Source organism: Nonomuraea sp. NPDC050478 (genome assembly GCF_044458265.1).
Classification (GTDB): domain Bacteria; phylum Actinomycetota; class Actinomycetes; order Streptosporangiales; family Streptosporangiaceae; genus Nonomuraea; species Nonomuraea ferruginea.
In genome coordinates this window covers 1,019,009-1,033,705 of record NZ_JBITHT010000004.1, presented here as the reverse complement: position 1 = coordinate 1,033,705, position 14,697 = coordinate 1,019,009, and the positions used below count along the sequence as shown (strand labels likewise).

The window sequence follows — 14,697 nt, the reverse complement described above, 5'->3', positions numbered from 1 at the left end:
GTAAGAGGATTCCGGCGTACGGCGACACCTTGCATTTGGGGACCTGTGGGGATTGCGGCGATACTCAAGACATGTCCGAGCTTCTCGCGCGCCACAGGGCCGTCATCCCCAACTGGGTCGGCCTCTACTACAACGACCCCATCGAGATCGTCAGCGGCAAGGGCAACCGCGTCGTCGACGCCGACGGCAAGAGTTATCTCGACTTCTTCGCCGGAATCCTGACCAACATGATCGGGTACGACGTCCCCGAGGTGCGCGAAGCCGTCGAACGCCAGCTCGCCACCGGCGTCGTCCACACCAGCACCGTCTACCTGCTGCGCGGGCAGATCGAGCTGGCCGAGAAGATCGCCCGCCTGTCCGGCATCCCGGACGCCAAGGTCTTCTTCACCAACTCGGGCACCGAGGCCAACGAGACCGCCCTGCTGCTCGCCACGTACGCGCGCAAGAGCGACCAGGTGCTGGCCATGCGGCAGAGCTACCACGGCCGCAGCTTCGGCGCCGTCAGCGTCACCTCCAACAGGTCCTGGAAGAACAACTCCCTGTCGCCGCTCAACGTGCACTTCCTGCACGGCGCCGACCAGCATCTCGCCCAGTTCAGGGGCATGTCCGACGCCGACTACATCGCGGCGTGCGTGGACGACCTGCGGCACGTGCTGTCGACCGCCGTCTCGAACGACGTGGCCGCCCTCATCGCCGAGCCCATCCAGGGCGTGGGCGGCTTCACCATGCCCCCGGACGGGCTGTTCGCCGCCTACAAGGAGGTGCTGGACGAGCAGGGCATCCTGTTCATCTCCGACGAGGTGCAGACCGGCTGGGGCCGCACCGGCAGCGCGTTCTTCGGCATCCAGAACCACGGCGTGACCCCCGACATGATGACCTTCGCCAAGGGCCTGGGCAACGGCTTCGCCGTCGGCGGCGTCGTCGCCCGGGGCGACCTGCTGGACGCGCTGCACGCCGCCGGCGTGGCCACGTTCGGCGGCAACCCCGTCTCCATGGCGGCCGCCAACGCGACCCTCGACTACGTGCTCGACCACGACCTGCAGGCCAACGCCGCGAGGACCGGCAAGATCATCATTGACGGCCTGCGCGCCGCCGCCCAGCGGCTCCCCGTCGTCAAGGACGTGCGCGGCAAGGGCCTGATGTTCGCCGTCGAGCTCGACACCCCGGCCCAGGCCGCGAGGTTCATGGAGGAGACCAAGAAGGCCGGCCTGCTCGCCGGCAAGGGCGGCCTGCGCGGCACCGCCATCCGCATGGCCCCGCCGCTCACGATCTCGGTCGACGAGGCCACCGAGGGGCTCGGCATCATCGTCAACGCACTCGAAGTCATCAACGCGGAGGCAGCGCAGCAGTGAAGGCAGTCAAGCACTGGATCGACGGAGCTCTCACCGACGGCGACCCCCGCACGTCGGAGATCTTCAACCCCGCCACCGGCGAGGTCAGCGGCACCGTCGCGCTGGCGTCCGTGGCGGACGTGGACGCGGCCGTCGCCGCCGCCGCGGCGGCCTTCCCCGGCTGGCGCGACACTTCCCTGGTCAAGCGGGCGCAGGTGCTGTTCAAGTTCCGCGAGCTGATGTACGCGCACCGCGACGAGATGGCGGCGCTGATCTCCGCCGAGCACGGCAAGGTGCACGGCGACGCGCTCGGCGAGGTGGCCCGCGGCCTGGAGGTCGTGGAGTTCGCCTGCGGCATCCCGCACCTGCTCAAGGGCGGCTTCTCCGAGGGCGTCTCGACCCGGGTCGACTCCTACTCGATCCGCCAGCCGCTCGGCGTCGTGGCCGGCATCACGCCGTTCAACTTCCCGGCCATGGTGCCGATGTGGATGTACCCGATCGCGATCGCCTGCGGCAACGCGTTCATCCTCAAGCCGTCGGAGAAGGACCCCTCGGCGTCGCTGCTCATGGCGCGGCTCTGGAAGGAGGCCGGGCTGCCCGACGGCGTGTTCAACGTCGTGCAGGGCGACAAGGTCGCCGTGGACAGGCTGCTGGAGCACCCCGACGTGCGCGGCGTCTCCTTCGTCGGCTCCACCCCGATCGCCAGGTACGTCTACGAGACCGGGACCGCCCACGGCAAGCGGGTGCAGGCGCTCGGCGGCGCCAAGAACCACATGCTCGTGCTCCCCGACGCCGACCTCGACCTGGTGGCCGACTCGGCCGTCTCGGCGGGCTTCGGCTCGGCCGGCGAGCGCTGCATGGCCATCTCGGTCGTGCTGGCCGTCGACCCGGTCGGCGACGAGCTGGTGCAGAAGATCGTCGAGCGGGTCGAGCGGCTCACCGTGGGCCCCGGCGACGACCCCGCCTCGGAGATGGGCCCGCTGGTGACCGGGCCGCACCGCGACAAGGTCGCCTCCTACCTCGACCTGGCCGTCGAGGAGGGCGCCAAGGTGGTCGTGGACGGCCGCGAGACCGCGGTCAAGGGCGGCGGCAAGGCGTCCGAGACGCCCGGCTTCTGGCTCGGCCCGACCGTGCTCGACCAGGTGAAGCCCGGGACGCGGGTGCACACCGAGGAGATCTTCGGCCCCGTCCTGTCGATCGTCCGCGTCTCCTCGTACGAGGAAGGCCTGGAGATCATCAACGGCGGCGAGTTCGGCAACGGCACGGCCGTCTTCACCAACGACGGCGGCGCCGCCCGGCGCTTCCAGAACGAGGTGGAGGTCGGCATGATCGGCGTGAACGTGCCGATCCCCGTGCCGATGGCGTTCTACAGCTTCGGCGGCTGGAAGGCCTCGCTCTTCGGCGACACGCACGTGCACGGCACCGAGGGCGTCCACTTCTACACCCGCGGCAAGGTCATCACCTCCCGCTGGCTGGACCCGTCGCACGGCGGGGTGAACCTCGGATTCCCCACCAACAAGTAAGGCGCCGGGGCGGGCGGCGACGATCACCGCCCGCCCCCGGTAGGCTCCAGGGCGTGATCCGCAGCCGTCTGCCCGCGCTGGCCCTCGCCCTGACGGCGCTGGGCTGCACGGGCGCGGCCCAGCCCGCCCAGCTCACCCCCAGCCCGACGGCGAGCCCTACCACGAGCCCCACGGCGAGCCCCACGCCCGAGGCGAGCCCCACGCAGAGCGACGGCACGCTGCAGATCCTCGCCTACCGCGGCTACGCCGAATACGGCGGCATCAGCCCGCAGGCCAACTGGACCGGCACGTTCGAGAAGGCCACCGGCTGCCGGCTGGCCCGCATCGACACCGTGCAGACTCCCGAGGAGATGTCCGCCAGGCTCCGCACGCGCGCCTACGACCTGGTCGCCGCCGGGCCCGTGGTGGCGGCCGAGATGATCGAGGCGGGGCAGGTCCAGGCCATCGACACCGACCGGGTCGAGGGCTACGACGACATCCCCGAGCGGCTGCGCGACCTGCTCACCGTCGGCGACACGGTCTACGGGGTGCCGTTCCTGTGGGGCTACCACGAGTTCCTGTACGACACGCGCCGGACCACGGGCGGCGATCTGGCCGACGTGTTCGGCTCCGACCGGGTCATGCTGCGCGACAGCCCGCTCACGCTCGCCGACGCGGCGCTCGCGGGCGGCGCCGCAGATCCGTTCGAGCTCGACGCCGAGCAGTTGGAAGAGGCGGCCGGGCGCCTGGCGGCCCCGGAGGAGCGCACGCTCTGGGCCAACCAGCTCGACCTGGTCAAGGGCTTCGCCACCGGCTCCGTCGACTACGGCCAGGCCACCCCTCACCTGCGCGAGCTGCTGGTGAAGGCGCGCCTGCCGGTCAAGGCCGTGTCCGCGCGCAAGGTCACCGGCTGGGCCGACTCGTGGCTGCTCGGCGCCGGGGTCACCGCCACCGACTGCGCTTACCGCTGGCTCGGCCGGATGATCGAGCCCGGCACCCAGCGCGACGCCGCCGCGTGGAACGGACTGGCGCCCGCCAATACCAAGGCGTGCAAAGGCCGTGCCAGAAGCGTCTGCGAGGCGTACGGTGCCACCAGGTCCCATCGGCTGGACCGCGTGGTGTTCGCCACGCGCCCTCCGGGGGACTGCCTGCCGCCGAAGGGGGAGTGCACCGACTACGCCGCCTGGTCGCAGCGGTGGCGCGAGCTCATCGAGTAGCGGGGCCGGCTTCCGCCGCCCCGCGTGACCATGCCGCGGGCGCGCCCAACCCCCGCTGGGCGCGACCTGCTGAGACGCCCCGGGCCTTCCCCCCGTCCCGGGGCGTCTCGCCGTCCGCGGGCCTTCAGCGGGTGGGGAAGGCCACCACCGTGGCCAGAGGGGCGGGGACCAGCGCCTCGGCGCAGTCGGCGCACGCCATCGCCGTCGTGTCGTCGGGGAACCGGCCCACGCGCACTCTCGGGCGCGGCCACCTCTTGTAGCAGACCACGCAGGCCTCGCCGTCGCGCTGGGCGCTCGTCATGCCCTCAGGGTCGAACGTCAGCATGTCCGGTGCCGTTCTGGTGGGACCCCAGTTCATCGCGCTCCCCGCAGAGGTCGCCCGTCCTCGTGTCGGATCCGTTATAACCCCGGCCGGATCCGTGATCGTCTAGTTCCGTGTCAAGTAAGGGTGAATTCTCTACCCAAGACGCCTGCTTTACACCACAAAATCGGGCATCCAGCTACAAGCCGGATGCCCGATTCATGGGTATATCAGAGGGCGGCGACCGCCTTTTCGAGGATCCCCAGGCCCTCCTCCAGCAGGTGCTCGGGGATGACCAGGGGCGGCAGGAAGCGCAGCACGTTGCCGTGCGTGCCCGCGGTCAGCACCAGCAGGCCCTCGGCGTGGCAGCGCTTGACGATCTCCTGGACCGCCGCCGGGTTCGGCTCCTTGGTGCCCGGCACCACCAGTTCGATCGCGATCATGGCGCCGCGCCCCCGCACGTCGCCGATCACGTCGAACCGCTCCTTCATGGCGTGCAGCCGGGGCAGCATGATCTCGCCGATCCTGCGGGCCCTGGCGACCAGGTCCTCCTCGGCGATCGTCTCCAGCACCGCCAGCGCGGCCTCGCACGCCAGCGGGTTGCCGCCGTACGTGCCGCCGAGGCCGCCCACGTGCACCTTGTCCATCAGCTCCGCCCGGCCCGTCACCGCGGCCAGCGGCAGGCCGCCCGCGATGCCCTTGGCGGTGGTGATGATGTCGGGCACGATGCCCTCGTCCTCGCAGGCGAACAGGGTGCCGGTGCGGGCGAAGCCGGTCTGCACCTCGTCGGCCACGAACACGATGCCGTTCTCCCGGCAGAACTCCGCGATCCGCGGCAGGAACCCCTTGGCCGGCTCGATGAAGCCGCCCTCGCCGGCGATCGGCTCGATCACCACGGCCGCCACGTTCTCCGCGCCGACCTGCTTGTTGATCATGTCGATCGCCTCGGCCGCGGCCTCCTCGGCGCAGTTCTCGGGGCCCGTCGGCCAGCGGAACGGGTAGGCCAGCGGCACCCGGTACACCTCAGGGGCGAACGGGCCGAACCGGTGCTTGTACGGCATGTTCTTGGCCGTGAGCGTCATCGTGAGCAGCGTGCGGCCGTGGTAGCCGTGGTCGAACACGACGACCGCCTGGCGGCCGGTCGCGTGCCTGGCGATCTTGACCGCGTTCTCCACCGCCTCGGCGCCGCTGTTCACGAGGAACGTGCGCTTGTCGTGGTCACCCGGGGTGAGCTCGTTCAGCTTCTCGCAGACGGTCACGTACGACTCGTACGGGGTGACCATGAAACAGGTGTGGGTGAAGTCGGCGACCTGCTTGCTGACCCGCTCCACCACCTTCGGCGCGGCGTTGCCGACGTTCGTCACGGCGATGCCGGCGCCGAAGTCGATCAGCGAGTTCCCGTCGGCGTCCTGCAGCACGCCGCCGCCGGCGCGGGTGACGAAGACCGGCAGGGTGGTGCCGATGCCGGGCGGGACGGCGGCCTGCTTGCGGGCCAGCAGCTCCTGCGATTTCGGGCCGGGGATCGCGGTGACGACGCGCCGCTCCTGGGGAATGCTCATGCCTCCGACGGTACGGTGACCGCCGACCACTCCCGATACGTCGATATGTCACACTGAAGGTGCTTGTCTCGCCTGAATGGATAAAAATTCGGATGGCACCATCGTTGCAGGTCGTGGCCCGTCGGACCGGGCTCCGCCTGCTCGCCGGACCGCCCGACCGCGACGTGCGCTGGGTCGCCGTCAGCGAGTTGGAGGATCCCACGCCGTTCCTGGAGGGCGGCGAGCTGGTGCTCACCACCGGGATGCGGCTGACCCACGACTTCGCCGGATATGTCGGGCGGCTGATGGCGCGTGGGGTGGCCGGGCTGGGCGTCGCGGTCGGGCTCACCCACGACGAGGTGCCGCCGGCTCTGGTCGAGGCGGCCGGCGCGGCGGGGCTGCCGCTGCTGGAGGTGCCCAGGGAGACGCCGTTCATCGCGGTCACCAAGGTGGTCAGCGAACTGCTGGCGGCCGAGCAGTACGAGGAGGTCACCCGCGCCTTCGCCGCCCAGGGCCGGCTGACCCGCGCCGCGCTCCACCCCGACGGCACCCACGCGGTCATCGACCGGCTGGCCAAGGAGCTGGGCGGGTGGGCGGCGCTGTTCGACGACGCCGGCGAGCCGCTGCACGCCACGCGGGGCGCCAAGGTCCGGACGGTGGCGGCCGAGATCAGGCGGCTGCGCGGCGGCCGGGGGCCCGCGGCGGCCCGCAAGGACGGCGAGGCGGAGCGGGCGCCCGCCACGCTGGCGCTGGCGTGGCCCGGCGAGAACGTCGTGGTGCAGCCGGTGGGCGGCGGGCCGCGGCCCCGCGGGTTCTTCGCCGTCGGGACCGCGCGGGCCTTCACCCCCGTCTCCCACACCGTCGTCAACGCCGCCGGGTCGCTGCTCACGCTGGCCCTGGAGCAGGGGCGGGCCCACCTCGAAGGCGAGCGCCGGGTCCGGGACGCGGTGCTGCGGCTGCTGCTGTCCGAGCGGCCGTCGGCCTTGCCGGAAGCCCGTACGGTCCTCGGGCCCCTCGGTCCGGCTCTTCCCGGCGAGCCCTTCGTGGTCCTGGCCGTCGGCGAGGAATCCTTGGAACCCCTGGAACCCCTCGCCTTCACCGCCCGCCTCCCCACCCCGGACGATCGGCGCGGCACCTCAAAAGGCGACGGGCCGGGCCGTGCTCCGGCGGGGGGCCTGCGGGTTTCGGATGAGGGGCAGGATGCTGCTTCCGGGCCGGATGATCGGCGCGACACCTCACGGGGTGAGCGGCCGGTTGTGGGGGAGAGCGGTGGACGGGACGTGGCCGCGTCCGGGCGGCGTGATGTGCCCGGGGTGCGGGCGTCCGTGGGGCAAAGGGCCGCAGGGGCCGGTCGGCACCCCGGCTCGGGTGAGGGGCGGCGTGATGGATCAGGGGCGCGTTCCCTCCCGTCCGAAGAGAGGCGCGACGCCTCCGTGCGGGGTGGCGGTGAAAGGGCGGCGGTCTCCGGGCGGGGGAGTGGGGGAGGTGTCGTGGTGGTGCTTGTGGAAGAAGGGTCGGAGGGGGAGGTCGTCCGGGCGGCCGGTGGGGGTGTCGGGATCGGGGGGCCGTGTTCGTACCGGGAGTTGCGGGCGGGGGTGGAGCAGGCGCGGCAGGCCTACGAGCACGCCGGGGGGCAGGTGCTCAGGTTCGGCGAGCTGGCCGGGCAGGGGCTGATGGCGCTGGTCGAGCCGGAGGCGGCGGGGGCGTTCGCCGCCGCGCTGCTGGCGCCGCTCGCCGCGTACGGGTCGCGGGCCGATCTGGTGGAGTCGCTGCGCGCGTACCTGGAGAGCAACGGTCACTGGGACGCGGCCGCGCAGCGGCTGGGCGTGCACCGGCACACGCTGCGCTATCGGATGCGGCGCGTCGCCGAGCTGCTCGGGCGCGACCTGGACGACCCGGGGGTGCGGGCCGAGCTCTGGTTCGCGCTGCAGGCGGCCGGCGGCAGGTCCTCGAACGGCGCGGCGCACCCCTGAGTGGCTGTCAGTCCTTGTCGGCCGCGTAGTAGGCGATCGTCGCCTGGGTGACGGCTTCGTAGCTGGTCGCGTCGCGGAGGTGACCCGAGCGCTCCAGGCTGATCGCGCCCTGGGCGGCCGCCCACAGGGCGTCGGCGATCTTGCGTGGCTGGGTGGGGCCGAGGTAGCCGGCGGAGATGCAGTCGGAGATCACCCGGTCGAGGATGTTGAGCGCCGCCCTGGCGAGGGTCCTGGCGCGCTCGCTGGGCTCGAAGCCGGGGATCGCCCGTTCGAACATGAGGCTGTAGTAGCCGGGCTCGGCCAGGCACGCCTGGCGGTAGGCGGGGACGAGCGCGTTCAGGTACTCGAAGGGGTCGCGGCGCTGCGGCACCCGCTCCAGCAGGCGGCGGAAGCGCTCGAAGCCTTCGAGGTAGAGCGCCTCGGCCAGGCCTTCACGGTTGCCGAACATCGTGTAGACGACGGTGGTCGTGCAGGCGGCCTCGGTGGCGATCCGGCGGATCGTCAGGCTGTCGGGCCCGTCGGCCACCAGGACGTTGACCGCGACGTCGAGCAGCCTGGAACGGAGCTCGTCATGGTTGGCCCGCTCGCCCTGCAAGTAGGCGCCCTGAAGCCCAAGCGGCGCCGAGGAGGTCATGGGCCCACGCCTTTCTGCCGAGGGCCCGCCGCTCTGGGAGACCCGCATCGATGACTTAGCCATGGCGGAGATCGTTCAAACCGCTTCGCATGCTAAACATCCCGAATTAGGCCTACTTCTGTTACAAGCCGGGTATACCACCAGGTTGTACATGACGGCAGAAGCCGCCCGGCGGTCTTGTGCACCCTGGTGCAATTCCCCCGCGCGGGGCTTGGCATAACGTCGGAGGCATGGACGTGCGTACCTTCTGGCTCGCAGGCCGCCCCGCCACAGGCGACGCCGAGCTCACCGTGACCAATCCCGACGACGGTCGCGAGGTCGGCCGGGTCTCCGTGCCGACAGATGCCCAGGTGGAGGAGGCCGTCGCCGCCGCCAAGGCGGTCGCGCGCGAAGCCGCCGCGCTGCCGATCCACGTGCGCGCGGAGGCGCTCGCCCACGTCTCCCGGCGACTGGCCGAAAGGTCCGACGAGATCGCCCACCTGATCACGGCCGAGAACGGCAAGCCGATTTTCTGGGCGCGCGGCGAGGTGAGCCGCGCCGTCTCCACCTTCCGCTTCGCCGCCGAGGAGACCCGGCGCTGGTCGGGCGAGGTGCAGCGGCTCGACACCGAGCCCGCCGCCGCCGGCCGGATGGCCTACGTGTCCCGCGTCCCGTACGGTCCGGTGCTGGCGATCACGCCGTTCAACTTCCCGCTCAACCTGGTCGCGCACAAGGTCGCCCCGGCCATCGCCGTCGGCGCCCCCGTGGTGGTCAAGCCCGCCCCGGCCACGCCGCTGTCGTCGCTGGTGCTGGGCGAGATCCTGGCCGAGACCGAGCTGCCCGCGGGCATGTTCTCGGTGCTGCCGGTCGCCAACGAGCGGGCCTCCGGCCTGGTGCTGGACCCGAGGCTGCCGGTGGTGTCGTTCACCGGCTCCGCCCCCGTCGGCTACGCCATCGCCGACCAGGTGCCGCGCAAGCACGTCACGCTGGAGCTGGGCGGCAACGCCGCCGCCGTGGTGCTGGCCGACGCCGACCTCGACTGGGCGGCCCGGCGCGTCGCGCTGTTCTCCAACTACCAGGCAGGCCAGAGCTGCATCGCCGTGCAGCGGGTGATCGTCGAGCGGCCGGTGTACGACGACTTCGTGGCGCGGCTGCTCCCCGCTGTCGCCGGGCTCGTCGTCGGCGACCCGGCCGATGAGAAGACCCAGGTGGGGCCGCTGGTCTCCGAGGCCGCCGCGGAGCGGGTCGAGGAGTGGGTGCGCGAGGCCGTCGAGGGCGGCGCCCGCGTGCTGGCGGGCGGCACCCGCGTGGGCGCCACGTTCGCGCCCACGGTGCTCGCCGACGTCCCCGCCGACGCCAAGGTCTGCCGCGAGGAGGTGTTCGGCCCCGTCATGGTGCTGCAGCCGGTCGACTCGGTGGACGAGGCCTTCGCCGCGGTCAACGACTCCGCGTACGGGCTGCAGGCCGGGGTGTTCACCAGGTCGCTGGACACGGCGTTCCGGGCCAACCGCGAGCTCGAGGTCGGCGGCGTGATCATCGGCGACGTGCCGTCCTACCGAGCCGACCAGATGCCGTACGGCGGGGTGAAGGACTCCGGCGTCGGGCGCGAGGGCCTGCGCGCGGCCATGGAGGATCTCACGTACGAGAAGGTCATGGTGCTGACGGGGCTCAGCCTCTGACAGACGGGCGCGGGCCCGGCCTTCAGGCGCGCTCCGCGGTATGGAAGAGCTTCCTGGCGGGCTCGCCCAGGATGGGGCCGTACATGGTGCGGCGGTCGTCGCTGTACTTGAAGCTGCTCACGGACGTGATCGTGCCCCTGCCGGTGGACGTGTCGAAGCGCGTCAGCCACGGGCCGCCGCTGGAGCCCGCCGTCATGTCGCAGCCGAGCCCCTGGTCGTGGGTGTCTCCGTAGGGGTCGTCACGCAGGCGGCCGGCGCAGTAGACCAGGTGCCGGCCGTCGTAGGGCGGGTCGGCAGGGTAGCCGAAGCCGATCGCGTGGCCGCCGCGCGGGGCGTTGAAGGCGATGTCCTGGACGCCCACCACGTCGGCGACGTGCCGGCCGCGTGAGGGGGCCAGCGCCACCATGCCCACGTCGTAGCTGTCGTCGGAGCCCCGCGACCAGGGCCCGGCCACGAACATGCGGCGCGCGGTCCACTGCCCGTACGGCTTGGCGCCGTTCGTGCCGTAACCGGGGACGAACGTCCAGTTCTTGGCCCAGGCGCCGGAGCCGTCCTTGACGCAGTGGCCGGCGGTGACCACGACGTCGCGGTTGCGGCTGCGCACGGTGCTGGCCGAGCAGACGAAGTCGACGCCGTTCATGGTGAGGAAGACGCGGCCGGTGGTCCTGGCCACCGCGCCCCCGACCGCCCAGCGGGAACCGGAGGTCTGGGCCAGCGGGCGGGCCGACTGGTGGCGGGCCTCGGCCCGCGTGCCATGCCGGGGCGGGACCAGGCGGACGTCGCCGCCGGTGACCCCGGGGGCGACGCCGAGGCCGGTGCCGCCGGTGAGGCCGCTCAGCAGGCCGCCCTCGGTGACCAGACCGGGCAGGTCGATGGGCAGGGCGTTGTCCATGCGGTCGGGGGTCCAGTAGGAGAGCACGCGCAGGTGGTCGGCCGCGCCGCGGGCCGCGATGTGCTCGACGACGTCGGCGGGCGCCTGGGCCTCGGGCAGGCGGGTGGCCGCCGCGGGCGGCGGCGGGACGACGCTCGAGTGTCGCTCGGGAGTTGCCCCGACGAGGGCGGGGCCCAGCAGGCCCGCGACGAGGGGCGCCGCCGCGAGCAAGGGGGTGCTCAGGGTCATGCCCACCGAGTGTGCACCACGAGATGTGTCCTTGCGGCTACTTTCCGTGAAATTCCTCATGGCGGGTCGCGGGTTCTGTGCGCGGGCACGTGCGGTGTCGGGGGACAATGGACGGGTGCGCGCACCGACCCTCCGCTCCGTCACCGTCCTCGGATCCACCGGCTCCGTCGGCACCCAGGCCCTCGACGTGATCGCCGCCAACCCCGACCGGTTCAGGGTCGCCGGCCTCGCCGCCGGGGGCGGCAGGGCCGACCTGCTCGCCCGCCAGGCGGCCGAGTCCGGGGCCGAGGTCGTCGCCGTCGCCGATCCCGCCGCGGTGCCCGCGCTGCGCGAGGCGCTGGCCGCGCTCGGGGCGAGCCCCGAGGTGCTCGCCGGCGCCGACGGGGTCGCCGAGGTGGCCGGCCGGCCGTGCGACACCGTGCTCAACGCCATCACCGGCGCGCTCGGCCTGACCTCCACGCTGGTGGCCCTGGAGGCCGGGCGGATGCTCGCGCTGGCCAACAAGGAGTCCCTGATCGTCGGCGGGCCGCTGGTCAAGCGCCTGGCCAGGCCAGGTCAGCTCGTGCCGGTCGACTCCGAGCACTCGGCGCTGCAGCAGTGCCTGTGGGCGTCGGGTCCGCGGGGCCACGATCCTGGCGCGGTCAAGCGGCTGGTCGTCACCGCCAGCGGCGGCCCGTTCCGCGGCCGCACCCGCGCCGAGATGACCGGCGTGACGCCGGAGATGGCGCTGGCCCACCCCACCTGGTCCATGGGCCCGGTGATCACCATCAACTCGGCCACCCTGGTCAACAAGGGCCTGGAGGTGATCGAGGCCCACCTGCTGTTCGACCTCGGCTTCGACCGGATCGAGGTCGTGGTCCACCCGCAGTCGATCATCCACTCGATGGTGGAGTACGTCGACGGCTCGACCATCGCCCAGGCGAGCCCGCCCGACATGCGGCTGCCCATCGCCCTGGCGCTCGGCCACCCCGAGCGCGTCCCCGCGGCCACCCCGCCGGTCGACTGGACCAGGGCCCACACCTGGACCTTCGAGCCGCTCGACGACGCCGCCTTCCCGGCGGTCGCGCTGGCCCGCCACGTCGGCTCGGCGGGCGGCACCGCCCCGGCCGTCTACAACGCGGCCAACGAGGTGTGCGTGGAGGCGTTCGTCAAGGGCGGGCTGCCGTTCCTCGGCATCGTCGACACGGTCGCCAAGGTCGTCGAAGAACATCAGGTCACCCCGGCCGGCTCCGTCGAGGAGGTGCTCGCCGCCGACGCGTGGGCCCGCGCCCGTGCGGCGGAGCTCACAGCCGGGCAGTCCCGCTAGCTCCCTAGACTGGGAAGCGTCGTCGACACACAAGGGTTGAAATGTCTCCTGTAGCACTCGGCATCCCCACGGTCCGTCCCAAGCCGCTCGCCGAACGCCGACACTCCCGCCAGATCATGGTCGGCGGCGTGCCCGTGGGCGGTGACGCGCCCGTCTCCGTGCAGTCGATGACCACCACCGTCACCGCCGACGTCAACGCCACCCTGCAGCAGATCGCCGAGCTCACCGCGTCCGGCTGCCAGATCGTCCGGGTGGCCGTGCCGTCCCAGGACGACGCGGAGGCGCTGCCGATCATCGCGAAGAAGTCGCAGATCCCGGTCATCGCCGACATCCACTTCCAGCCGAAGTACGTCTTCGCCGCCATCGAGGCGGGCTGCGCGGCGGTGCGGGTCAACCCGGGCAACATCAAGAAGTTCGACGACAAGGTGGGCGAGATCGCCAAGGCCGCCGCCGAGCACGGCGTGCCGATCCGCATCGGGGTCAACGCCGGGTCGCTCGATCCGCGGCTGCTGCAGAAGTACGGCAAGGCCACGCCCGAGGCGCTGGTCGAGTCGGCGCTGTGGGAGTGCTCGCTCTTCGAGGAGCACGGCTTCCGCGACATCAAGATCTCGGTCAAGCACAACGACCCGGTCGTCATGATCAACGCCTACCGGCTGCTCGCGGCCCAGTGCGACTACCCGCTCCACCTCGGCGTCACCGAGGCCGGCCCGGCCTTCCAGGGCACCGTCAAGTCGGCGGTGGCGTTCGGCGCGCTGCTGGCCGAGGGGATCGGCGACACCATCCGGGTGTCACTGTCGGCGCCTCCGGTGGAGGAGGTCAAGGTCGGCACCGCCATCCTGGAGTCGCTCGGGCTGCGCGAGCGAGGGCTGGAGATCGTGTCCTGCCCGTCGTGCGGGCGCGCCCAGGTCGACGTCTACACGCTGGCCGACCAGGTCCAGGCCGGGCTCGAAGGGCTCAAGGTGCCGCTGCGGGTGGCCGTGATGGGCTGCGTCGTCAACGGCCCAGGCGAGGCGCGTGAGGCCGACCTGGGGGTGGCCTCGGGCAACGGCAAGGGCCAGATCTTCGTCAAGGGCGAGGTCATCAAGACCGTGCCGGAGTCGCAGATCGTCGAGACCCTCATCGAGGAGGCCCTCCGCCTGGCCGAGGAGATGGGCGTGGCGGTCGACCTCGACGACGACGCCTCCGGGCCCGAGGTCGTCGTGCGCTGACCCCGTGCCTCCCGCGACTCTCAGGGGTCCGGGAGGAGCTTGGTGAGGAGGACACGGAGCTCGTGCTCGGCCTCGGGGCCCAGGAGAGACAGGATCTCCGCCTGCAGGTGTTCGGCGGCTTCGCGGACGGTGGTGAGGCGCTGCCTGCCGAGGGGGGTCAGTTCCAGCGCGTAGCGGCGGCGGTCGGCGGGGTCCTGACCGCGGGCGACCAGCCCGAGGCGCACCAACTCGTCGACGATCTGCGCGGCGGCCGGCTCGGTGATGTCCAGGCGGCGGGCGAGCTGCTGCTGGGCGCACGGGGTCAGGGTCTCCAGGGCGGCCAGGCTGCCGAAGTGGCGGGTGCGCAGGCCCGAGCCGGCCAGGAGCGCGTCGCCCATGCGGCGCAGCCGGTAGTGCGCCTGCGCCACCAGGTAGGCGGTGGTCCGGAGCGGCTCCGGCTCGGGCAGCAGCAGGCTGAGCAGCTCGTTGAGCCGCTCGCGTTCGCCGGGGGTCAGTGACGCGGTGACGCGGGCGTCCCGCTCGGCGACCGCCTCGCGCATGGCGTCGCGTGCCTTGCGGCCCTCCTCGGTGATCGACAGCACGTAGGAGCGCCGGTTGGCGGGGTTGCGGGTACGGGTGACGTACCCGGCCTGCTGGAGCCTGTCGACCAGCCGTACCATGATCGTCCGGTTGATGCCGAGCCGCTCGGCCAGTTCGAGCTGGGAGTCGGCGTCCTGGTCGGCGAGGGTGTCGAGGACCACGAAGTCGCGCGAGCGCGGGTCGTCGCTCAGCGCCTCCGCGGTGAAGCGGGCGTAGACCCGGCGCAGCAGCCTCCCTGGAGACCTGCTCAGGGTTTCCGCGAGCGTCCTGTCCTGCATGCGGCACACCTCCGGCAAGGCAGCTTACCCATGGAGCTGATGGTTAAGCGCA

12 protein-coding genes are annotated in these 14,697 nt (G+C 72.2%); 7 read left to right on the top strand and 5 right to left on the bottom strand.

Features of this window, described 5'->3' with window-relative positions; all coding sequences use genetic code 11:
- Positions 1–71 precede the first annotated feature (71 nt).
- The 3 genes from ACIBF7_RS24705 to ACIBF7_RS24695 are packed head-to-tail and all read left to right on the top strand — an operon-like array spanning position 72 to position 4,050.
- Positions 72–1,352: an aspartate aminotransferase family protein gene (locus ACIBF7_RS24705; RefSeq protein ID WP_271276048.1), complete on the top strand. Its 1,281-nt coding sequence runs from the start codon at positions 72–74 to the stop codon at positions 1,350–1,352.
- Positions 1,349–2,854, top strand: coding sequence for a CoA-acylating methylmalonate-semialdehyde dehydrogenase (locus tag ACIBF7_RS24700; protein ID WP_148033707.1), 1,506 nt, complete (start codon positions 1,349–1,351; stop codon positions 2,852–2,854). The genes ACIBF7_RS24705 and ACIBF7_RS24700 overlap by 4 nt, the downstream gene beginning before the upstream one ends.
- A gap of 53 nt (positions 2,855–2,907) precedes the next feature.
- On the top strand, positions 2,908–4,050 hold the full coding sequence (locus tag ACIBF7_RS24695; RefSeq protein WP_397198251.1) for an extracellular solute-binding protein: 1,143 nt from the start codon (positions 2,908–2,910) through the stop codon (positions 4,048–4,050).
- A gap of 124 nt (positions 4,051–4,174) precedes the next feature.
- Here the strand turns inward: ACIBF7_RS24695 and ACIBF7_RS24690 are convergent, their stop codons facing one another.
- Complete coding sequence (locus ACIBF7_RS24690) at positions 4,175–4,408, bottom strand: hypothetical protein (protein WP_261808779.1); 234 nt, start codon at positions 4,406–4,408, stop codon at positions 4,175–4,177.
- Positions 4,409–4,581: 173 nt separating this feature from the next.
- Positions 4,582–5,910: a 4-aminobutyrate--2-oxoglutarate transaminase gene (gabT, locus tag ACIBF7_RS24685; RefSeq protein ID WP_397198250.1), complete on the bottom strand. Its 1,329-nt coding sequence runs from the start codon at positions 5,908–5,910 to the stop codon at positions 4,582–4,584.
- Between the two features lie 113 nt (positions 5,911–6,023).
- On the opposite strand from gabT, the gene ACIBF7_RS24680 reads away from it, so the two are divergent.
- Positions 6,024–7,862 (top strand): PucR family transcriptional regulator ligand-binding domain-containing protein, encoded by a 1,839-nt coding sequence (locus ACIBF7_RS24680; protein ID WP_397198249.1) that lies wholly within the window; start codon positions 6,024–6,026, stop codon positions 7,860–7,862.
- Between the two features lie 7 nt (positions 7,863–7,869).
- Here the strand turns inward: ACIBF7_RS24680 and ACIBF7_RS24675 are convergent, their stop codons facing one another.
- Entirely contained in the window at positions 7,870–8,496 is a 627-nt protein-coding gene (locus ACIBF7_RS24675) for a TetR/AcrR family transcriptional regulator (RefSeq protein ID WP_148033704.1), read from the bottom strand.
- A gap of 230 nt (positions 8,497–8,726) precedes the next feature.
- Between ACIBF7_RS24675 and ACIBF7_RS24670 the strand changes: the two genes are divergently transcribed.
- Entirely contained in the window at positions 8,727–10,154 is a 1,428-nt protein-coding gene (locus ACIBF7_RS24670) for an aldehyde dehydrogenase family protein (RefSeq protein ID WP_148033703.1), read from the top strand.
- Between the two features lie 22 nt (positions 10,155–10,176).
- Here ACIBF7_RS24670 and ACIBF7_RS24665 read toward each other — a convergent pair whose 3' ends face one another.
- Positions 10,177–11,274: a trypsin-like serine peptidase gene (locus tag ACIBF7_RS24665; protein WP_397198248.1), complete on the bottom strand. Its 1,098-nt coding sequence runs from the start codon at positions 11,272–11,274 to the stop codon at positions 10,177–10,179.
- A 115-nt stretch (positions 11,275–11,389) separates the two neighbouring features.
- Between ACIBF7_RS24665 and dxr the strand changes: the two genes are divergently transcribed.
- Both dxr and ispG read left to right on the top strand, forming a co-directional pair.
- Entirely contained in the window at positions 11,390–12,580 is a 1,191-nt protein-coding gene (gene dxr, locus ACIBF7_RS24660) for a 1-deoxy-D-xylulose-5-phosphate reductoisomerase (RefSeq protein ID WP_397198247.1), read from the top strand.
- A gap of 41 nt (positions 12,581–12,621) precedes the next feature.
- Positions 12,622–13,788 (top strand): flavodoxin-dependent (E)-4-hydroxy-3-methylbut-2-enyl-diphosphate synthase, encoded by a 1,167-nt coding sequence (gene ispG / locus ACIBF7_RS24655; protein WP_219550183.1) that lies wholly within the window; start codon positions 12,622–12,624, stop codon positions 13,786–13,788.
- A 20-nt stretch (positions 13,789–13,808) separates the two neighbouring features.
- Here the strand turns inward: ispG and ACIBF7_RS24650 are convergent, their stop codons facing one another.
- Positions 13,809–14,645, bottom strand: a complete 837-nt coding sequence (locus ACIBF7_RS24650; RefSeq protein WP_148033699.1) for a MarR family winged helix-turn-helix transcriptional regulator — start codon at positions 14,643–14,645, stop codon at positions 13,809–13,811.
- Between the last annotated feature and the right edge of the window lie 52 nt (positions 14,646–14,697).